A 20,297-nucleotide genomic window follows, 5' to 3' on the forward strand; every position below is an offset into this window, starting at 1 on the left:
ATTCTCCTCATTTGAGCATTGGCATGAAAATTGCATATAAATAGAGTAGGTTACGTTTATGTGCAAAAGTGATGAGGAGGAATTGACTTGAAACCGTTTTTATATAAACCAGACCGACACTGGAAGAATATCGAGCTATGGAAGGATGTGACTGATGATCAATGGAATGATTGGCTTTGGCAGTTAACAAACACCATTCGTACTCTTGCAGACTTAAAAAAGGTCATCAATCTAACACCCGATGAAGAAGAAGGAGTCCGTATTTCCACGAAAACCATTCCATTAAATATCACCCCATATTATGCTTCACTAATGAATCCGGATGATCCTAGATGTCCCGTGCGTATGCAATCTGTACCAGTTGGAAAGGAAATCTATAAAACAAAATATGACTTGGAGGATCCGCTTTATGAAGATGAGGATTCACCAGTACCTGGATTAACACACAGGTATCCGGACCGTGTCCTGTTTTTAGTTACCAATCAATGCTCCATGTACTGCCGTTACTGTACACGCCGCCGCTTTTCAGGACAAATCGGCATGGGGGTTCCAAAAAAACAGTTGGATGCCGCTATTGAGTACATTCGTTCCACACCGGCTGTTCGTGATGTCTTGATTTCAGGCGGGGACGGACTTTTAATTAATGACCAAATTTTAGAGTATATATTAAAAAATCTCCGTGCGATTGACCATGTTGAAATCATCCGAATTGGCACAAGAGCACCGGTCGTTTTTCCGCAGCGCATTACAGAAAATTTATGTCAAATATTAAAAAAATATCACCCGGTTTGGTTAAATACTCATTTTAATACCTCAATAGAGATTACGGAAGACTCGAAAAGAGCATGTGAAATGCTGGCAAATGCCGGAGTTCCGGTCGGAAATCAGTCTGTTATTCTTGCAGGAATAAATGACAGTGTTCCGATTATGAAAAAATTAATGCATGACCTCGTCAAAATCCGTGTCAGACCTTATTATATTTATCAATGTGATTTATCAGAAGGAATCAGTCATTTCCGTGCCCCAGTGTCAAAAGGACTGGAAATTATTGAAGGTTTGCGGGGGCATACAAGCGGTTATGCAGTCCCTACTTTTGTTGTGGATGCTCCCGGAGGAGGAGGAAAGATTGCTTTACAGCCAAACTATTTAATTTCCCAGAGCGCTGATAAAGTGGTGCTTCGGAACTTTGAAGGAGTCATTACGACCTATCCAGAGCCGGAAAATTATGTACCAGGGAGAGCAGAGGATTATTTTAAACAGATTTATCCTGATATGGAGGAAAAACGCTCTAACACCGGTATTGCTTCTTTAATGAACGAAAGTCAATTTAATCTTGTCCCGGAAGGTCTTTCACGTCTCAATCGCCGCAAAGAGTACCAACAAAACCCGAATCATCAAACCTTAAAGGATAAGCGGGAAAAAAGAGATCAATTGAAAGAAAAGAAATTTCAAGCCCAGCAAAAAAAGAATACACCGGAGGTAAAGGGAGATGAGTAGCATGGAAATTTGTCCATGGTGCGAGGTGGGTAAGCTTTCAAAGGTAACGGATACTGTATATTGGGAACTGCCTGATGGAACAAGAGCGGTTGAAATTAATGAAACCCCATCCTTCTATTGCGATAATTGCCGTGCTTTATTCCAAAGTGATGAGATTGTAAAGGATATAGAAGATCAGTTGTTTTTAATTGATACGAAGCAGCTGGGGAGGCAAACCACATTTGATGAATTAATGAAAATGAAAAGGCTTTTGAAGCGGAATTATTTTGATTTTTGAAGAGCTGGAAGGGGTTGAAAAAATTCAACCCTCTTTTTTGTTTCAACAAGCTGTCACTTCCTAATCATACAGCTTTAAATGAGCTATAAATCAACCTTGTTAATAAACAAAGCTTTTTATAAAGAATTATTATAAAGGAGTAGACGAATCGGTTCTTTTTCCTTTATAGTAAGAACCAATTAGGATATACGTAAGGGAGGTTTTTATTGAATGGCCAAATCCTTTTATCATTTTTTAATGAAATACCGCCATCCTGAACCGAAAGACGAGATTAGTTTATTTGCCAACCATGCTTATCAAGATCACAGTTTTCCAAAGACCAATACGAACTATCATCAGCTAAGTTCTTATCTTGAATTAAATGGGACCTATTTAACAAGTATGAGAGTGTTTGACGAAGCCTGGGAGTTATACTTGATTCATGAAGGTTAATTTTTAAGCCTCTTTTAAAATGAAAGGAAATTAAGTGATTCTGATTATTTCCATATCGACTGCTCATGCATATACTATGTTAACTACCTTAAACGGCTTGACCATGAGGAGAGGGATGATATGGGAAGAAGAAGAAAATCTAAGTTTCAAATCGGCGATACAGTCGTGATAACAATATATGGAACAGTCGGTAAAGTGACAAAGGTTCAATGGCTGGATGATACTTATGTATATGAAGTAAATAAAAGTGAAGAATTGTATAAAGAAATAAGCCTGCAATTGTTATCGGAATACGATGGAGAGATATATGAAAAAGAACATATTGACATTGAATATAAATTTTTTATCGGTGATATCGTTCAAGTAAAGGAACAAGGATATGACCTATATAAAGTGGTTGGTTTCCGTACGGAAATTTGGCGTTATAAGGATAGCTCTTGGGAAGATATTATCTATGAATTATCACGTATTAGTGATGGTGAATGGCTGGAAGCAGGTGAGGCCGACTTAATTCTCCTCGCTGATGAAGAAAATGCCGAGGAATTTCTTCAGAAGCTTGGACTCTTATATTTTATAAAAAATCAAAATGGGCAGCATGTGAAAGAGACAACTTTATCATTGGATAATAAGGATACCTCTTCTGTTGAAGATAAACGAACAGATCAAATTAACCGTTTACTTGATATATATAATGATTACCACTTTCTATATGAATGGTTTAAAGATGAAGAATATCTCCAAATTATGCGTGCTGCTATTCAAGAATTAAAAAAGTTAACAATGGATGATAAAAAAACTTCTTAAACTATTTTATTATGGAAGCTTACCAAATGATGTCAGCACATAAAAGAGGAATGGGATACCTAGCAGCATAATTATCCGAAAACCTGTTTGAAGTGCTTTGTTAAAAAATGTAAGCGTTATACTTTCTTCATTATTCACATCTTCCTTTATGAACTCAATCATTTGGGTAATCTTCACCATCATTCCCCCTCCAAAATTGTTTTCCTGTAATTTAAATATATGCTTGTCCTCGTGAAAAATAACTGATCATCTTTGGTGAAATATATTTCGTTTTCGGTATATCCATATTCATAGGTTCATATATTTTTTATAAAGGGGGCGACGCTGTGAAAGAAATTGAGGTCATAATTGATACGGATGAAATTGCTGAGTTTTTCTATCAGGAATTATTGAAAAGAGGCTATGTTCCTTCAGATGAAGAATTAGATGACCTCGCTGATATCACTTTTGATTATCTTTTAGAAAAATGTATTATAGATGAAGAAATAAATGAGGATTAAAAACCTGAATAATGAATGAAACCATAAAAAGAACCGATTCATCTGATTAACGGTACTTTTAACAGGTTTTTTGAATAACATGAGAATAGATAAAGGACAAAAATGACGAGCATGTATTTCGTCATTTTTGTCCTTTTTCATGAATAGTTGAAACTTAATGCTTCGTTTTATCGTATAATAGACAGATGATTTTGAAGGAGGAAATATTATGTTAAAAAAGATACTAAAATCGATTTTGAATCAATCATCACACCGAAAATACTCAAGTTCAAGTGGTGCCAATAGACGGCATAGTCATCGCCGTCACTCACATATGGGACATGGGTATTATAAAAAAAGTCGTAAAAGCAGCTTTTTCTCTAGTATGAGCGGTTTTTTCAGCAGTTAATGGTCAGTCAAGCAGGGCAAGCTAAAAGGAAGAGTATTCCATGTTAAAAGCTGCTTTACTATTTACGGCAAATATTATCGAAAAAAATTTACCAAACGGCTTGGTCATTGATTCTCGTTATGAAATCGTTCGATTTTTGGGAAGAGGGAGCTATGGGACCAGCTATCTGGTCTATGATTCAATCAAACAGAAAGAGGCAGTATTGAAATTTTTACGACTGCACAGACGATTAAATAAATCAGGTAGAACAGCCTTCGAGTATGAACAGAAGCTGCTTAAGGAAATCAACCAGCCGTATTTTCCACAGTTCTTTGAAAAAGGAGAATATAACGGTAAACCTTTTTTTACAATGGAATATGTCAACGGCAAGACATTTGAGCAATTGATTTTTGAAGAAGGAATGACTTATTCTGAAATAGAAGCTTTTCAAATTGGCTATGAACTGTTACAGATGATTGAATGGCTGCATCATCAGGGGATTGTTCACCGAGATATTCGGATTCCAAATGTTATGCTTGATCAAAATTGCTTGAGGTTAATTGATTTTGGACTTGCTCGGAGATTTGACAGGAAACAACTGCCGCAAGTTCATCTTGATTATATAAAAAGAGCGATTTCTCCTGTTAGTGATTTTTATGCTCTCGGTCATTTTCTATTGTTTCTTCTATATTCAACATATGAAGTAAAGGAGAAACAACGTGAAAAAAGCTGGGAAGAGGAACTAAGTTTATCTTTCCAAGCAAAAGGAGTTATTCGAAAATTATTGGCCATTGATGATTCCTATCAATCATGCGGTGAAATTGCAAAGGATTTTTTACAAATTATGAAAGCTTAGGGATAAAGATTTCAATAATATGAGTTTTAGAAAGTGGGGAAATAAGATGTCATTTTTTAATAAAGTGTTAGCAAGCGTTGGAATTGGTGCGGCAACTGTTGATACAAAGCTTGAAAAAGATCGTGTATTTCCTGGTGAAGAAATCAAAGGGGTAGTGGAGATTCGCGGGGGTAATGTCGAGCAGCAAATTGATGACATTTATCTTTCTGTTAATACGCAATATAGTAAAGAATCAGATGATAAAAAATACTATGTAACAGCAGCTATTGAACGTATTCGTTTAGCCTCGGGTTTTACAGTTACTGCTAAGGAAACGCGTGAAATTCCATTCTCATTCCGTTTGCCGTTAGAAACTCCGGTGTCCATGGGAAAAGCGAAGGTGTGGGTAGCAACCGGACTTGATATAAAGAATGCGGTAGACCCGTCTGATAAAGATTATCTAAATGTTAAGCCCAGTGCATTATTGGACGGTGTGTTAAATAGTATTACATCATTAGGTTTTCGATTACGCGAAGTAGAATGCGAGCAGGCGCCTTATCACTTGCGCGGAAAAGCTCCATTTGTACAGGAGTTTGAGTTTGTTCCAACGTCTGGGGTCTTTCGAGGCCGTTTAGATGAGCTTGAGCTAGTCTTTCTTCCTACATCGAATAATACAGCCGATTTGTATTTCCAAGTTGATCGTAAAGCACGAGGATTAGGCGGCTTTCTTGCTGAAGCGTTAGAAATGGATGAAACAAATGTCCGCTTATCTGTTTCGACAGGTGATTTAGCAACATTGCCGCAAAGTTTACGTTCTCTCTTGCAAAAATATTCTTAATTCGTACAAAAGATGGTGCGTAAGATGCCATCTTTTTGTTTTGTTAATAAAAAAACAGCAATCGACAAAAATAGAAGAAATTCTTTGAAGGAATTGACGGGTCTTTTCTCTAATACTTATAATAAAAAACTATTATAAGTATATAGAAAAGTATGTGGGGGGGATACGAATGTTGCTGGAACTATTACGAACCAGAAAAAAAGAATACGATGTAACAATTTTTCAAACACCCATATTTAGACAGAAAAAAGGCTATCAGCAGGTATACAGACTGCAAATAGAAGGAACATCACATGATGATTGTTTAAATGAAGTGTTTTCTCGCTTTAATATAACCGACAGAATTCCTAATGACTTCGAAGGTCGTTTTATTGGTACTGGTGATATTTGCTTTATTGATGAAGGGAGAAAAGGTCAATTTTATTATCAATTAAAGCCGGGTGGATGGGTAGAGGTTAACCGAATTCATGTTTGTTAATAATTATCAGTGAGGGGGATTTGATATTCCCCTCACTTTTTTGTATAGATTGCTCTATCTTACTTATTATTGATTATTTTTTCTACCGCCTGTTGCTGTATTTTCTTTGCCGTGTGCTTCTTGCTCAGCGATTATAGCTTCTGGCGGGATATGGTTATTTTTCTTCGGTGAATTAATTCGATTACGATGTTTTTTACCCATAATATCCTCCTGAATGACTATTTGAATGTATGGTTAAGAAGTTGTTACAAATAATAGTATTGACTGTACCCTTCCTCTTCATGCAGATGAAAGTATTTGGTTAAATATGGTATAGTATGGAAGAAATAGAATTTGGAGGTTATTTTTGTGAGTATACATATTGGAGCAAAAGAAAATCAAATTGCTGAGACGGTCCTTTTACCTGGTGATCCGTTAAGGGCGAAATACATTGCTGAAACCTTTTTAGAGGGAGCTGAAAAGTACAATGACGTGCGTAACATGTTTGGCTACACAGGAACTTATAAAGGAAAACGGATATCTGTTCAGGGAACGGGGATGGGAGTACCATCTATTTCCATTTATATTACAGAACTGATGAAGGATTATCATGTTCAAAACTTAATTCGAGTCGGAACGTGCGGTGCAATTCAAAAGGATGTAAAAGTTCGCGATGTTATCATTGCAATGAGTGCTTCAACGGATTCTCAAATGAACCGAATTACCTTTGGCGGAGTTGATTATGCCGCGACAGCCAATTTTGAACTATTGAAAAAAGCCTATGATACTGGCGTAGAGAAAGGTTTACATTTGAGAGTGGGAAATGTTTTAACGGAAGATTTATTTTATAATGATAATTCAGACTTTGAAAAATGGGCTGCATACCAAATTCTTGCTCTTGAAATGGAAACGGCTGCTCTATACACGTTAGCGGCTAAATTCAATCGTAAAGCACTTTCTATATTAACTGTTAGTGATCATATTATTACAGGAGAAGTGACGACCGCAGAAGAAAGACAGACAACCTTCAATGATATGATTGAGGTAGCTCTTGATGCAGTTGTCAAATAATTAATCAAAATGATTGGTTGTTTTTGAAATATGCTTATAAATTAGTTGAATGGGTTTTAAAAATACAGCCGATGAATTTAAAGAATATCCTTCTTTAGTTAAGACAATGGCTTCCTTAGAAACTGCGATAAATAAAAAATATAGCTAAAAAAGAGTCTTTTTCAGGGCTCTTTTTATGTTTAAGTGGCTTGACATTTTTTTCTTAACAGCTTTTGATGTATTTATCACAACATAAGGAGGAAAAAATGCACGAAAAATATCATCACATTGTGAGTATAATTGATTTTAAAAGCACTGGTTTTAACACCGTTTTCGTGAAAGTGAATGGTTACGACGCAGAGTCAGGGCAAAAATTTGAAGGGGAAGTAAAATTTTTGGATGGTATGCCATTTGGGGATTTAATACATCCTCAAAGATCATCATTATCTCCTACATGCAGGCATAAAGTTCGAAGTTATTTGTTAAATAAATATCAGGATGGCGAATTTAATTGATATTTAGAATATAAAAAACAAGAAAAAGAGTCCTAACTAGGGCTCTTTTTTTGATTGTTGTAGGTATTCGTTACCATTCTTTTGCAGGTTCATGAATTAAATCTCGTATTTATGTCGAAAAATGTTAGAATAGGTGTTGAAGTTTTTTTAGAGATAGGTGGTTATCATGAGGAAATTAGCAGTAGCGATAGGAAGTCTTGTTCTTCTTGCGGGCTGTAATGGAGTTTCGTTTTTCGAAAAGGAATCAGTTCAGCAGGAAGAACATAATCCTAGCAAAGGTGAAAAAGACATCACACTGACAGAATCCGGTGCATCTGAAAATGACTTTGTTCTAGAGTCTGTCTATTTTAATGAAATAGCGGTAGTAAATGGAAAAAATATGATTCAGAACCCGACTAATACTATGGTTCTTGTTAATAAGGAATTTGCCCTGCCGGATTTTTATGCACCAGATGATTTGGTCCGGCCAAACGTAGCTTTTTCATTTGGTGATCAAGATATTGAGAAGAGTTATATGAGAAAAGAAGCAGCAGACGCGTTAGAAAAGATGTTTAGTGATGCGATGAACAATGGTATCCAACTTTTTGCTGTATCCGGCTATCGTTCGTATGACAGGCAGCAGCAAGTATATAATGCAGAAGTGAGCAGAGTAGGCGAAGAACTTGCCGTTCAGGCTGTCGCAGTACCGGGATTTAGTGAACATCAAACAGGTCTTTCAATGGATATCTCTAGTGAAAGTGCACAATTTGCTTTGTCAGAACAATTTGGTAGAACTCTAGAAGGGAAATGGCTGCAGAAAAATGCTCATCGATTTGGTTTTATTCTTCGTTATCCAAAAGGAAAAGAGAATATTACAGGATATAAATATGAGTCATGGCATTACCGATATGTAGGTGTAAAAGCCGCAACAGAAATATATGAAAATGATTTAACATTAGAAGAATATTTTAATAAAGTGAAGAAAATATAAGGAATGCTGTCATGAGAAATAATGATACAGTATGGTAGACGCCGTCGCTTTTTAAGATTGTTCATTTTTTTTGTTAAAATCATCATAAAAATGTTATTCTAAAAAGGAAGGAATGAATTATCCCTATTTTTTGTTAGTTTGAATCATGAAAGTGGTGAGCTTGGTTGGAAAATAAAAATGTAAACAAAGAAACTCAGGAACATAAACCGGGGTTTATTCGCATGAAGAGATTTCATTTTATCATGCTGCTGTTTTTTGTTGTCTTTCTCTCAGCAGGTATTACAACGGTTGCATTAGCTTTTGGAGATGAAAAGGCTGTAACCGTTGCTGCTGATCGGGGTGAGTTTGATAAACTGTTTGCAGCATTTGATACGTTAAAGAATAATTATTATGAAGAAGTAGATCAGGAAAAAATGATTAATGGTGCTATTGATGGGATGGTAGAATCGCTAGATGACCCCTATTCAGATTATATGGATTCAGAAGAAGCCAAAGGATTTCACGATAGTATCTCGTCATCTTTTGAAGGCATAGGTGCAGAAATTCAAGAACAGGATGGTTACATTACGATTGTTTCCCCGATAAAAGACTCTCCAGCGGAAAAAGCTGGATTAAAACCAAATGATAAAGTGCTTAGTGTTGACGGAAAAAGCATTCAAGGCATGAGTGCGACAGAAGCTGTTCTTTTGATTCGCGGAGAAAAGGGAACAACGGTTAAATTATCGATTCAACGTCCTGGTGTGGAAGAGCGAATAGAAGTGCCGATTGTAAGAGATACGATACCAATTGAAACGGTTTACGGAGAAATGCTTGAAGATGGGATTGCAAAAGTTCAGATTACAACCTTTTCAAAAAATACAGCTAAAGAACTGGTTAACACCTTAAATGATATGAAAAATCAAGGGATGAAAGGATTAATCCTTGATTTAAGACAAAATCCGGGCGGGTTATTAGACCAAGCTATTGCGATTTCGAGTTTATTTTTGCCTGATAATGAGGTTGTTGTGCAGGTAGAGGATCGCAATGGCAATAGACAGGAAATGAAATCATCAAAAGTCAAGGATAGCCCAGAAGTTCCTTTAGTGGTAGTCATTGATAAAGGAAGTGCAAGTGCATCTGAAATACTGGCTGCTGCTGTTAAAGAATCAGGCAACGCAACACTTGTTGGTGAAAAGAGCTTTGGAAAAGGAACTGTTCAAAAGGCACAGGATTTCACAGATGGATCTAATTTGAAATTTACTACTGAAAAATGGTTAACGCCGAAAGGCAATTGGATTCACAAGAAAGGAATTAAACCTGATGAGGAAGTGGCATTACCTGATTATGCATCGTTAACCTTGCTGAATCCAGAATCAGAGCTTAAACTTTCCTCTTCTTCTTCTGAGGTAAAAACAGCCCAGCAAATGCTTAAGGCTCTTGGTTTTGATCCAGGCAGAGAAGATGGTTTCTTTGATGAAAAAACAGAGGAAGCCGTGAAGAATTTCCAAGCAGCAAAAAGCATTGAAGCAACCGGTATTTTATCGGGAAGTTCAACAACCGCACTAATGGAAGGTCTTCGCGAACAAATTAAAGCAAATGATACACAGATATTAAAAGCGATTGAAGTATTAAAAGGGAAAATAGCAGAATAACCAAAAAAACTCTCCAAACGGAGAGTTTTTTGCGGGTTTTGGAGATCGTTATTTTTCGAAAAAAATGGAGGTTCAATATGAATAAAACAGAGGTCTACCTTTTATCTGGTTTTCTTGGGAGCGGAAAGACCACCTTATTAAAATATCTGTTACAGCAGGAAAAAAATGAAGGACGTAAAATAGCAGTATTAATGAATGAGCTCGGCAGTGTTTCAATTGATTCTGATGCGGTAAACGAAGATGTGCCATTAAAAGAATTGTTAGACGGATGCATTTGCTGTACCATTTCTGACAAGCTTGAGGCTCAGCTTCAAGGGTTATTAATGGAGTATAGTCCCGAGGTCATTTATATAGAAGCTACTGGTGCAGCTCACCCCGTTGAAGTGATTGATGCGGTTGTGTCACCTTTATTCGGGGAAAAAATTGATTTTAAAGGAATTATTACCACCGTGGATAGTAAACGCTGGCTTGACCGAAAAAAATTGAGCCCGCAAATCCAGCAGTTGCTAATAGAGCAAGTCAAGCATGCGAATCTATTGCTAGTGAATAAAACAGATACGTTGAGTGAAGAAGAACAAGCTACGATTAGTATGGAAATGACTATGTTTAATCAGCATGCTTTTTGTGTATTAACAACTTTTTCAAAGGTCCCAATGGGAGAAGTGCGAAAGATGGGTTATCCAAAAGAGCCCCAGCATCATGTCCAGGTTGATTTACATTTACGAACGTTTGTGTACCATTTTAAACGGCATATTAGTCAGAAAGACTTTGAAAGCTTTTTAAAGGCAATGCCAGACACCATTTATCGAATAAAGGGCTATGTAAAGTTTTCTGAAAACAATTATCCATATCTTTTTCAGTATTCATACGGCACGCCTTTGTATATGAAAGAATATATGAATATGACATTAAATCTCGTGTTTATCGGTGAGAAAGTGAACTGGAACATTCTTAGTGCACAGCTTTTGGAAATGGAACAAAAATAGGGCAGTCTAATCATGGAAAGTAATAACGGGAGAAAGCCTGAACAGTGTGTTTAACGAACTGTTTAAGGCTTTTTCACCTGTTTTATTATGAAGGCAGGGAACGGAATGACTTATTTCATTTCACCGAACTTTACAAAGGTTCTTTCATCTTCAATTAATCCACAGGCAGCACACTGTACTCTTAACTCAGGTCCACGATAAGGCATATGAAAGGCTTGTAAACTTTCACTTGAATATTCCTCTACTATACTGCCTGTATTAGGGTCCATTTTTACTGATTGCGGTACTTGTCTAATTAAGTTAAAACGGCTTTTATTTGTTTTACAATTTGGACAGCGATATGGTGTTGTCATAGGAATCTCCCTTTCCAAATATGATTAGAATTATTTTTTGCCAATAGTATTTTATTTATGTAAAAATATGAGTAGGAAGTTATATTATCGAAGAATTAGATGAACAGTCATAATCATTAAGAGAAATTTCACAGTTTTCTCACAAGTCAGGGTTATAATGCTAGGATAAAATAAAGTCAGGAGCAATGCATGAAAAAGGTAGTTAAACTCTTCATCATCCTGTTACTTCTTCTAGCAGCCTGTTCAAAAGAAGATTATATACCTATACCGGTTGACAAAGATTTAATTATGACGATTAATATTAAAGATTCAACTATTTCCTTTATAGATGCAGCTGAGAGAGATAGATTTCTGCAATGGAAAATGGAAAAAGCTTATTCGGGTGGGATATTGTTTCCCGACGGAGACACTTTGCTACTTTATGGTCATCAGTTAGAAACAGTTGATCTTTACTCCTTGTCTTCCGGTTCTTACCTTACTAGTTGGGAGACAGGTACAGGGATTGTCAATGCACTTGTAACGAGTGGGAAAGAAATTGTTTTTGCAGATCAGCAACGGAATCTGGCTCGTTTTTTTTCGCTAAAGGGAGAAGAACTTACCTCCATTTCGACAAAAGCAAAGCCTTATACGATTTTGGAAGGTGAAAATAAGCTCTTTGTCTTAAATACAAGTGATGAAGTATTGACGATTATTAACTTAAAGGAAAAAGTCAAACAGGAGGGTTTTCAAATTCATTCGAATGCTGCGGGAGCCGTATTAATAGAGGAAAAAAATGAGCTATGGATAGGCGGTCATGGGCAAGGAACAAATGTAGAGTCGAATATACATGTTTATGATATAACAACCGGGAATTTAACTAATACCTATTATACTCCGATGATGCCGATAAACTTCGAAGAATGGGAGAACCATTTATTTGTTCTCAGTCACGGATCGAATATGTTATATAAATTAACTAAAACCGGTGAGCGGGTACAATCCATTCAAATTGGTGCAAATCCTTTTGAAATAGTTGTATACGATAATGATATAATTATTGCGGGCTATGATAGTGATGCGATTTATTTTATTAATCCTATCAACCTAGCAATTGAACAAAAGGTTAATGTGGGACAAGGCCCCTTTCAACTGATTGTAAGGGAGAGATAACAAGATGATGAAATATCGTATATTAATGGTTGATGATGAAGAAGACATGCGTCACTTAACACAAATGTATCTTGAAAATTCAGGTTTTGAATGTATACAGGCAGATGGGGGAGCGGCTGCATACAAGATACTTCAAGCAGAGAAAATTGATTTAATATTGCTTGATATTATGATGTCTGAGGAAAACGGTTTTCAAGTATGTCAAAAAATTCGTGAAAACTATGATATTCCCATTATTTTTCTTTCTGCAAAGGGTGAAGAATGGGATAAAGTTCGTGCTTTTCAATTAGGCGGTGATGATTATATTGTTAAACCATTCAGCCCTGGTGAAATGGTAGCAAGAATTCAAGCTGTATTACGCCGCTATAATCAACACCGTCATCAGGAATATTTGCAGAAAATAGGAAATATTATCATTAATCAGCTTGCTAGGACTGTAATGGTAGATGACAGGGTTGTTCCCTTAACATTAAAAGAATATGAATTGTTGTTATTTTTAATCGAACATCAGCATCAGGCTTTAAGCAGAGAACAGCTATTAGAAAAAATCTGGGGGATTGACTACATCGGCAGTTTGCGTACAGTAGACACACATATTAAAACACTTCGTATGAAACTTGGACAGATTGATTATATTCAAACGGTATGGGGAATAGGGTACAAATTTGAGGTTCGAGAAGCATGAAAAGGATTTCTCACAGTTTGGCGAAGAAATTATGGATTTCTATATCCGCCGCCATACTAATCACTATTATGTATTCCTATTTCCTATCCTACTTTTTTTATGAAAAATTATATGTTGAAAATATTGAAGACTTCCTATTTGAAGAAGGAAAGCGATTGGCAAGTGATTACAACGGGGGAAGCTTAACTGATGAATGGAAAAATAAAATAGAGTGGTATAATTCAAAATCTGAAGCTGAAGTGTTTGTTGTAAATAATCCCAAGGAATTAAGCGCTTGTTTACCTTTTGAAATGGATACCGATGCGCTAATCGGAGGGGAGGAAAGAGCGCAATTACTGGCTGGAAAACCGATTGAAAAGATTGGCTATGAAGAAAGATTTGACCGCAAGATTATTTCGGTCATTATTCCCTTATTGGACGGAGAAAGACTGCAAGGCATTATTTATATGTATATGCCACTTGCAAAAATTTCTGAGCTGACAAAAGAGTTTGCTCATCTTTGGTTCATTTCAGCTCTATTATTTTTCGTCATTGCTCTATTCGTCGGGATAAAAGTCATTCAAAAATTAACGAATCCACTCTTGGAGATGAAACAGGCAGCAAATCAGGTTTCTAAAGGGAATTACTCAACGAGACTTACCGTCCAGTCAAAGGATGAAATAGGTGAATTAGCTGAAGCCTTTAATTATATGGCAGAGTCGATTCAGAAGGAAGATGAACGAAAAAAGGAGTTTCTTGCTAATGTATCACATGAACTCCGAACACCAATCAGCTATGTGAAAGGGTATAGTGATGCGCTACTTTCAGGTCTTGTACAGGACAAAAAGGACGAAAAGCACTATTTGCACCTCATACACAGGGAAGCAGGCAGAATGGAGCGCTTAGTTGGTGATCTGCTTGATTTGACTAAGCTTGATAAGGATGAATACCAGCTTGAGAAAATGCCTTTGCCATTGGCTCAGGTTATTGAAGAAGCCACATTAAAGTATGTTCATGCTATAAAAGAAAAAGGACTAGAATTTCAGCTTCATTTAGATCCAGACGTCATTATTAACGGTGATGAAGGACGGATTGAACAAATATTACTAAATGTAATGGACAATGCACTAAGATATACAGAAAAAGGCAGTATAAGCATTGAATTAATACTATTAGGAAAATATTGTATCATTCGTATTCAAGATACGGGGAAGGGCATCCCAGCTGAAGATATTAGTAAAATTAAGCAACGGTTTTATCGTGTAAATAAAGGAAGAACCCGCTCTGATGGGGGAACTGGACTGGGACTTGCCATCGTTGATAAACTGGTTATTCTGCATGGAGGACATGTTGAAATCAGCAGTGAGGAAGGTAAAGGGACAAAGGTGGATATCTACCTGCCTATTCTTGAAAATATAGAAGAATAAATAAAGTTTGTAATCATTTGCGATTGGAGTAATAATGATGACTATGAAATTGAAATACCCTGCTTTATTCGTTATGATGCTGGTTTTTCTTACAGCTTGTTCAGGAAATAAGGAAAGTAAGGAAGTGGTTCCAGAGTTTCTTGATGTTCAGCTTACCGTTAACCCTGAGCAGGGGAACGTAAATGAGCCGATTACGTTTGAAGCAAAGGTAACCTATGGAGATAAAGAAGTAACCAATCCTGATTCAATTGAATTTGAGATTTGGCTTGCTAATGATGAAAACCATGAAAGAATTATACCAGAGCATGTAGGAAATGGTGTATTTAGACTAGAAAAAAAGTTTGCAGTTGAAGGAACGTATTATGTATATTCTCATGTTACAGCTGAAAATATGCATAATATGCCTAAGAAAGAATTCATAATTGGAACACCAAGCAATCCAGAGGAAAGCAGCACTTCAACGATTATGGAATAAATAAAAATAGGAAGAAAAGAAAAAGGAACAGTCTCTTGTAGGGAGTCTGTTCTTTTTAGTTATTTATTTCTTTTTCAATTTCAATCTGGATTTCCTCTTCATCATCTTCTTGAATGGGTAAAATTAATGTGAAAAGACCATTACTAAAGGTATGACGAATCAATGATTCTATAATAGGGAAGGGCATGGCAATTTCTTTGATAAATGCTTTGCTCATTCTTTCTTTTAGAAAATAATTACTGCCTGTTTTCAGTGTGTGATAGTGCCCTTTGATAATAACTTTCCCCTGCTCAAATGAAACTTTGATATCTTCTGTTGTTAAGCCGGGAAGTTCTATCTCAAGAAATAAAAGGTGTTCTTTTTGATAAAGGTCGCATAATGGGAACGTATCCCTCGTCTTTAGTAAATTGTTTTCAAAGTTTTTTCTTCCTTCTTTTGCAAGCACGTCTGGATTAAGCGCTTGCTTCCAGAATTGCTCTTGTTGAAATTGCTGTGTTAAAGCAAACCAATGTCTAAGGTTATCTGGATTCATTAAGTTCACTCCTTTTTAAATCAAGCTATTAATTCTTCATTGCTGTAAAAGTTTTATAGAATTTCTGTTACGTTTATTTCAGAGAAATGTGTATCAATGTCTTTTGGGATTTTTACTTCGAGTGTTTCATCTTTAAAGTGGGCAGTTGTTCCCTTTTTCTTCACTAGCGAGGGCAGCGGAATTGAGTGTTTATTTCCAGTTTCTGGGATATTTTCAAGTAGAAGCAAATGGGATGTATGAGAAAGTTTTAGTTTTGTCAACCAGTCTTCAGAAGTAAGCTTAATTCTTACAAAAATATAATCATGGGTTTCAAATAAAGAATATTCAATGGCAGAATTTCTTGATGCCGATCCTTCATCTTGGGTATGGGGAAATGCATCAAAATATTTCATTATATCTTGTGTACTACCATTATTTGGGAAAGGGGTCTGAAATACCTTTCCAAGCATATTTTGTACAAAGTGATTAACCTCTTCAGGGTTCATATTTTTAACTTTTGACTGAAGTTCTTTATCAAAAGGAAAAAAGTTCCATGGAAACATGGGAATCCTCCTTCTTTCTTTTGTGTTGAATTTTTTTATTAGCTTGAAAAAAGTTAACATTTACATTACATCTAACTAAAGATATACTATGCAGAATTTATCAGACAGTTAAAAAGTCTTTATACGTGAAAAAGCAGCTGACCTTAAATAGGTCAAGCCGCTTTTTATGTCAATGTCCCAGAAGAATGAATAGCGTAACTATTGGTTTGTTTTATGCTTCCAATCTGTGCGTATCCTCGATAGTATGTCTCATTGTGTGTAATGTATATAAATCCTTTGGAATTTCAAATAATTTGAACGTATTTCCATTTGAGTTTAATTGCTCGAAAAGGGATTTGCGGGATTCTTGGGCATTGACAGTGTAGGGAAGTTTTTCAGCGGCTTTTTGAGAGCGGATATTTTCAGTGCGGATGCGCATAAAGACTGTTTCGATATTTAATTCATAAAACAGTTCTTCAAAGAAAGCAGCTTTTGCTCGTTGGTTATATCCTTTTCCGTGATAAGGCTTGCCGAGCCATGTCCCTAAGAATCCAGCATTTTCCTGTATATCATATAAGCTGATTGTTCCAATTGGAGAGCCCCAATCATCAAGAATGGTTCTTGATATTAATTCGCCTCGCTCTTCAGCTTCAATGGTTTGCTTTGTAATAAATAAAAATTCTTCATATGAGGTGGCTTTATGGCGCACGAAAGGGAAGACATCAGGGTGTGACATCAAGTCATATAGTTCATGGCATTCGTGTAGTTCGCGTTTCTTCAACATGGATAATCCCTCCAAATTGAGGGCAGATTTACTCCATGACAAAGAGTACAGCCCACCCTCGAAATTTTTTATGATCTTACTAAAAAATTTCGGGGTGGGAATCGAACCCACTAGAACCAGTATGACTGGTGGCGCACCATTTGCCTTCCCAATTACCTTTAACACAATATAATGTTTTATGACTGAAAGTAAGCATAAGCAAAATCGTTACAGATGTTTGCTAAAATCGTCTCCTTTTTAATAAAGAATGACTAAAACAAAATAGAATAAGTAACATATCTATTCGTATTTTACATAAAAAAATAAAAAAAGAAAATGATGTTTTTGTAAATAATTTTTAAAGTTTATGGACAATTTTTGACAGTAATTCATTCATTTACTAAAAAAGCGAAATAACTGTCAATCAATAGGATATGCAGCATGATCCAATAGAGTGAATAGGCAAGAAATCAAAAAATTCCAATGAGTTGCAAAGCTAGTACAATAAAACCTAAAAGCCATACATAAATGGCAAATCCTTTTAATGAGTTTTTTTGCAAATAACGAATCATCCAAACGATGGCAGCATAGCCGAATAATGCAGATGCCAGTGTCGCTACTAATAATGAGCTGAAAGAAATGGCCTCAACGTGTCCCGATGCCAGTTCACCAAACTGAAACACGATGCCGCCTGCGATTGCCGGAATAGATAATAAAAAGGAAAACCAGGCAGCTGTTTCACGGTCGAGTTTTCTGAATAATCCTGCTGCAATGGTCAATCCTGATCTAGATACGGCAGGAAAGATAGCAGCGGCTTGAAAAGTCCCGATGAATAAAGCATCCTTATAGCTTATTTGTTCCATCTTCTTGCTTCCTTTTTTTACACCATCAGCCATCCAAAGAATAAAGCCGGTAAATAAAAATTCCCAGCCAATCGTCACACCTGATTCTGAAATGGAGTCAAATAAATCATTAAATAAGAGACCGACAATAACTGCGGGTATCGTTCCTATTACTAACAGCATAGAAAGGCGGCCAAACGGCTTTTTCAGGATTTGAATCAGCTCATTCTTATAAACAACAAGAACGGCTAAAAACGTTCCGACATGAAGCATCGTGTCGAGGAAAAGTCCTGCTTCATCAAGTCCAAAAAGATGTCTCCCCAAGTATAAATGTCCTGTACTTGAAATAGGTAAAAACTCGGTTAACCCTTGAATAATTCCTAGAATAAAAGCCTCTATTTTAGACATCATGCATTTATCACCCTCAGTTCATTTCTTTCTTTACCAATAAGCAAAGATATGGTTGTCTACCACAAATATATTCATGTTCATTAAAACAAGAACAATTAAGACTATTGAATTGGAAAAATATGAATCCTTTCAAGTTAGCAAACGTAATATAGTTGGGAACTAATTGAAACCTTGTCATATGGACTTAACTGATGCAAATGCAAATAATATAGCAGTGAAAGGGGAAGATGGAATATGCCATCACAGGAAGAAAGAGTACTAGCTGCAGTGCTGTACGTCGTAAGTTTTTTTACCATTTTTATTGGGCCGCTCATTATTTGGTTAATTAAAAAGGATGATTCAGCTTTTATTGATTATCATGGAAAGGAGTATTTTAATTTTTTAATTTCATATTCCGTTTATACAGTTGTTAGTATTATTCTCATGATTGTCTTAATTGGAATGTTAACCATCTGGATTGTTGGTGCATATGTATTTGTATTTACCATCATTGCAGCTGTAAAGGCATACGAGGGAGAAACATACAGCATTCCGCTAGTTTTCAGGATCATTCGATAATAAACATAAAAAAACTGCCTGATTGTAGGCAGTTTTTTTATGTTTATTTAGTTTTCATAATTTGAGGGAACGAAAAATAGACTATTAATAGCGGGTTTCCCATTCAAGGTTTAAATTGGACAAGGAGTACTAAAATGAATATCCAACAATTTTATCAGCAATCAGCTCAAGCCTCATTAAATGCAAGTCTCGCTGCATTCATCCCATCTATTGCATTACTTATCTATGCCTATTTCATTGCACAAAACTTTCAGCTTAGTATTTTAGTCATTCCATTCCTTATTTATAGTTTTTTTTGCTATCAAAAATTTTTAATACATCAAAATCGCGCAAAGGAAGTCAAACTTTCTCCATTGAACAACGAACCGTCGAGAGCAAATATATTTGAAAAAAAGTTACTGATTACGTTTATGCCGGCACCTTCGTTAAGAATGATTTTTTTTACACCAAATGGAATGAAGGCAGGAGAAATCAGAGATGAATCATTTTTGTTTATTCGTTGGTTTCTTCCTAATTTTATTGATAAATTATTAATGAAAAAATATGTTCTTTATGACGATCTAGATAGGCCCATTGCTTTTTATCACGATTTAAAAGACAGAATACTCATTATTTCTCCAAATCATCAAGAAATGGCTGCCATTTACAAAACGAAAAATGGAAAAAAGAAAGAATTTTTCTTTGAAACAAAGAGCGTGCTTGTTAATAATAACAGCTTACAAGATTATTCTTTTATTACTTCAGATGGTACTCAATTGGTGAAAGTCCAAACAGGCTGGATGCCATTAGAATGGGGACAGCGATTTGTTGATGCAAATACTCCGATTCTATCGATGAAAGAGGATTTGTCAGAAAGCGAAAGCATTCAGTTGTTTTCACTTTTTATTACCCTATATAAATATGGCAATCACTGAATATTCGTCATTATATATAGGGAAAATGCATCTTTAGACACAAAAGTTTAACAATAGTATTTATTTATGATGGTTACTTATTGTCTCATAATTCGAACTATGATACTATAATATTAATTTAATAAGGAATCCTTCGGGGCTGGGTGAAATTCCCAACCGGCGGTGATGAGGGTAGACCTCTTAGTCCGTGACCCGTTTTCATTAATGAAAACGGTGGATTTGGTGAAATTCCAAAGCCGACAGTGAAAGTCTGGATGGGAGAAGGATAAGAATAGCACACGTTAAAAATAAGTCTATACTAACGTTTATTTGGTATTGCGTTTTTATTTGGTATTGCTTAATAAAGCCCTGTACAAACTAATTGTATGGGGCTTTTTTAAGTGTATATGCTTTTCAAGACGTCTTTAATCGTGTGCGTACGTATGACCACATTTTAGGATTTCCTCATATGTGTTTCACTATCCATTTTCCTGCCACTCCCCCATGGCAAACGGATCCCGTTAAATATCCCATTTAAACGATTGTAAAA

The 20,297-nt window shown here is 35.9% G+C and carries 27 protein-coding genes and 1 riboswitch; of the genes, 20 read left to right on the forward strand and 7 right to left on the reverse strand.

Annotated features, from left to right (window positions below; genetic code table 11):
• The first annotated feature begins 87 nt into the window (after nucleotides 1-87).
• From kamA to F4V44_RS17175, 4 genes are all read left to right on the forward strand, one after another.
• A complete protein-coding gene (gene kamA, locus F4V44_RS17160; protein ID WP_150441237.1) occupies nucleotides 88-1,497 on the forward strand; it encodes a lysine 2,3-aminomutase in 1,410 nt (469 codons plus the stop codon).
• A 1-nt stretch (nucleotide 1,498) separates the two neighbouring features.
• Nucleotides 1,499-1,774 (forward strand): YokU family protein, encoded by a 276-nt coding sequence (locus F4V44_RS17165; RefSeq protein WP_150441371.1) that lies wholly within the window; start codon nucleotides 1,499-1,501, stop codon nucleotides 1,772-1,774.
• Nucleotides 1,775-1,984: 210 nt separating this feature from the next.
• Nucleotides 1,985-2,206, forward strand: a complete 222-nt coding sequence (locus F4V44_RS17170) for a YozE family protein (protein ID WP_150441238.1) — start codon at nucleotides 1,985-1,987, stop codon at nucleotides 2,204-2,206.
• 120 nt (nucleotides 2,207-2,326) lie between these two features.
• Nucleotides 2,327-3,010 (forward strand): hypothetical protein, encoded by a 684-nt coding sequence (locus tag F4V44_RS17175; protein ID WP_150441239.1) that lies wholly within the window; start codon nucleotides 2,327-2,329, stop codon nucleotides 3,008-3,010.
• Between the two features lie 9 nt (nucleotides 3,011-3,019).
• On the opposite strand, the gene F4V44_RS27445 is transcribed toward F4V44_RS17175, so the two are convergent.
• Nucleotides 3,020-3,193, reverse strand: a complete 174-nt coding sequence (locus tag F4V44_RS27445; RefSeq protein WP_191090748.1) for a hypothetical protein — start codon at nucleotides 3,191-3,193, stop codon at nucleotides 3,020-3,022.
• Between the two features lie 143 nt (nucleotides 3,194-3,336).
• On the opposite strand from F4V44_RS27445, the gene F4V44_RS17180 reads away from it, so the two are divergent.
• The 5 genes from F4V44_RS17180 to F4V44_RS17200 all read left to right on the forward strand — a co-directional run bounded on the left by F4V44_RS17180 (nucleotide 3,337) and on the right by F4V44_RS17200 (nucleotide 6,028).
• Nucleotides 3,337-3,510 carry a YozD family protein gene (locus F4V44_RS17180; RefSeq protein WP_150441240.1) on the forward strand — a complete coding sequence of 58 codons (174 nt, stop codon included), beginning with the start codon at nucleotides 3,337-3,339 and terminating at the stop codon, nucleotides 3,508-3,510.
• Nucleotides 3,511-3,718: 208 nt separating this feature from the next.
• Entirely contained in the window at nucleotides 3,719-3,898 is a 180-nt protein-coding gene (locus F4V44_RS17185; protein WP_150441241.1) for a hypothetical protein, read from the forward strand.
• Between the two features lie 40 nt (nucleotides 3,899-3,938).
• Nucleotides 3,939-4,733 (forward strand): serine/threonine protein kinase, encoded by a 795-nt coding sequence (locus F4V44_RS17190; RefSeq protein WP_150441242.1) that lies wholly within the window; start codon nucleotides 3,939-3,941, stop codon nucleotides 4,731-4,733.
• 46 nt (nucleotides 4,734-4,779) lie between these two features.
• Nucleotides 4,780-5,550, forward strand: coding sequence for a sporulation protein (locus F4V44_RS17195; RefSeq protein ID WP_150441243.1), 771 nt, complete (start codon nucleotides 4,780-4,782; stop codon nucleotides 5,548-5,550).
• A 169-nt stretch (nucleotides 5,551-5,719) separates the two neighbouring features.
• The gene (locus F4V44_RS17200; RefSeq protein ID WP_150441244.1) at nucleotides 5,720-6,028 is read left to right on the forward strand and encodes a YodL domain-containing protein; all 309 of its coding nucleotides are present in this window, start codon (nucleotides 5,720-5,722) and stop codon (nucleotides 6,026-6,028) included.
• Between the two features lie 66 nt (nucleotides 6,029-6,094).
• Here the strand turns inward: F4V44_RS17200 and F4V44_RS28180 are convergent, their stop codons facing one another.
• Nucleotides 6,095-6,229: a hypothetical protein gene (locus tag F4V44_RS28180; protein ID WP_263406667.1), complete on the reverse strand. Its 135-nt coding sequence runs from the start codon at nucleotides 6,227-6,229 to the stop codon at nucleotides 6,095-6,097.
• Nucleotides 6,230-6,376: 147 nt separating this feature from the next.
• Here F4V44_RS28180 and deoD point away from each other — a divergent pair, with 147 nt between their 5' ends.
• The 5 genes from deoD (at nucleotide 6,377) to F4V44_RS17225 (ending at nucleotide 11,159) form a co-directional block, all read left to right on the forward strand.
• Entirely contained in the window at nucleotides 6,377-7,078 is a 702-nt protein-coding gene (deoD, locus tag F4V44_RS17205) for a purine-nucleoside phosphorylase (RefSeq protein ID WP_150441245.1), read from the forward strand.
• 245 nt (nucleotides 7,079-7,323) lie between these two features.
• Complete coding sequence (locus F4V44_RS17210; protein WP_150441246.1) at nucleotides 7,324-7,572, forward strand: hypothetical protein; 249 nt, start codon at nucleotides 7,324-7,326, stop codon at nucleotides 7,570-7,572.
• Between the two features lie 166 nt (nucleotides 7,573-7,738).
• A complete protein-coding gene (locus F4V44_RS17215; protein WP_150441247.1) occupies nucleotides 7,739-8,542 on the forward strand; it encodes a M15 family metallopeptidase in 804 nt (267 codons plus the stop codon).
• 221 nt (nucleotides 8,543-8,763) lie between these two features.
• Nucleotides 8,764-10,173: a lmo1851 family serine protease gene (locus F4V44_RS17220; protein ID WP_150441248.1), complete on the forward strand. Its 1,410-nt coding sequence runs from the start codon at nucleotides 8,764-8,766 to the stop codon at nucleotides 10,171-10,173.
• A gap of 77 nt (nucleotides 10,174-10,250) precedes the next feature.
• On the forward strand, nucleotides 10,251-11,159 hold the full coding sequence (locus tag F4V44_RS17225) for a CobW family GTP-binding protein (protein ID WP_150441249.1): 909 nt from the start codon (nucleotides 10,251-10,253) through the stop codon (nucleotides 11,157-11,159).
• A 110-nt stretch (nucleotides 11,160-11,269) separates the two neighbouring features.
• On the opposite strand, the gene F4V44_RS17230 is transcribed toward F4V44_RS17225, so the two are convergent.
• On the reverse strand, nucleotides 11,270-11,512 hold the full coding sequence (locus tag F4V44_RS17230) for a DNA alkylation repair protein (RefSeq protein ID WP_150441250.1): 243 nt from the start codon (nucleotides 11,510-11,512) through the stop codon (nucleotides 11,270-11,272).
• Between the two features lie 189 nt (nucleotides 11,513-11,701).
• Here F4V44_RS17230 and F4V44_RS17235 point away from each other — a divergent pair, with 189 nt between their 5' ends.
• From F4V44_RS17235 to F4V44_RS17250, 4 genes are read left to right on the forward strand one after another with little or no spacing between them, the layout of a single operon-like run.
• Nucleotides 11,702-12,661 carry a YncE family protein gene (locus F4V44_RS17235; protein WP_223881943.1) on the forward strand — a complete coding sequence of 320 codons (960 nt, stop codon included), beginning with the start codon at nucleotides 11,702-11,704 and terminating at the stop codon, nucleotides 12,659-12,661.
• Between the two features lie 4 nt (nucleotides 12,662-12,665).
• On the forward strand, nucleotides 12,666-13,346 hold the full coding sequence (locus F4V44_RS17240) for a response regulator transcription factor (RefSeq protein WP_150441251.1): 681 nt from the start codon (nucleotides 12,666-12,668) through the stop codon (nucleotides 13,344-13,346).
• Nucleotides 13,343-14,752 (forward strand): sensor histidine kinase, encoded by a 1,410-nt coding sequence (locus tag F4V44_RS17245; RefSeq protein ID WP_150441252.1) that lies wholly within the window; start codon nucleotides 13,343-13,345, stop codon nucleotides 14,750-14,752. Before F4V44_RS17240 ends, F4V44_RS17245 begins: the two co-directional genes overlap by 4 nt.
• A 34-nt stretch (nucleotides 14,753-14,786) precedes the next feature.
• Entirely contained in the window at nucleotides 14,787-15,227 is a 441-nt protein-coding gene (locus F4V44_RS17250; RefSeq protein ID WP_317978340.1) for a FixH family protein, read from the forward strand.
• 55 nt (nucleotides 15,228-15,282) lie between these two features.
• Here F4V44_RS17250 and F4V44_RS17255 read toward each other — a convergent pair whose 3' ends face one another.
• The 4 genes from F4V44_RS17255 to F4V44_RS17270 all read right to left on the reverse strand — a co-directional run bounded on the left by F4V44_RS17255 (nucleotide 15,283) and on the right by F4V44_RS17270 (nucleotide 18,293).
• Nucleotides 15,283-15,759: an Hsp20/alpha crystallin family protein gene (locus tag F4V44_RS17255; protein WP_150441253.1), complete on the reverse strand. Its 477-nt coding sequence runs from the start codon at nucleotides 15,757-15,759 to the stop codon at nucleotides 15,283-15,285.
• Between the two features lie 53 nt (nucleotides 15,760-15,812).
• Nucleotides 15,813-16,361, reverse strand: coding sequence for an Hsp20/alpha crystallin family protein (locus tag F4V44_RS17260; RefSeq protein ID WP_150441254.1), 549 nt, complete (start codon nucleotides 16,359-16,361; stop codon nucleotides 15,813-15,815).
• A 151-nt stretch (nucleotides 16,362-16,512) separates the two neighbouring features.
• Nucleotides 16,513-17,064, reverse strand: coding sequence for a GNAT family N-acetyltransferase (locus F4V44_RS17265; RefSeq protein WP_150441255.1), 552 nt, complete (start codon nucleotides 17,062-17,064; stop codon nucleotides 16,513-16,515).
• Nucleotides 17,065-17,513: 449 nt separating this feature from the next.
• Nucleotides 17,514-18,293, reverse strand: coding sequence for an undecaprenyl-diphosphate phosphatase (locus F4V44_RS17270; protein WP_150441374.1), 780 nt, complete (start codon nucleotides 18,291-18,293; stop codon nucleotides 17,514-17,516).
• Nucleotides 18,294-18,530: 237 nt separating this feature from the next.
• Between F4V44_RS17270 and F4V44_RS17275 the strand changes: the two genes are divergently transcribed.
• Nucleotides 18,531-18,854: a DUF4870 domain-containing protein gene (locus F4V44_RS17275; RefSeq protein WP_150441256.1), complete on the forward strand. Its 324-nt coding sequence runs from the start codon at nucleotides 18,531-18,533 to the stop codon at nucleotides 18,852-18,854.
• Between the two features lie 134 nt (nucleotides 18,855-18,988).
• Nucleotides 18,989-19,768, forward strand: coding sequence for a hypothetical protein (locus tag F4V44_RS17280; protein ID WP_150441257.1), 780 nt, complete (start codon nucleotides 18,989-18,991; stop codon nucleotides 19,766-19,768).
• 125 nt (nucleotides 19,769-19,893) lie between these two features.
• A riboswitch (FMN riboswitch) is annotated at nucleotides 19,894-20,038 on the forward strand.
• The last annotated feature ends 259 nt before the right edge of the window (nucleotides 20,039-20,297 follow it).

Source organism: Niallia endozanthoxylica (assembly GCF_008710145.1).
GTDB lineage: Bacteria > Bacillota > Bacilli > Bacillales > Cytobacillaceae > Bacillus_BD > Bacillus_BD endozanthoxylica.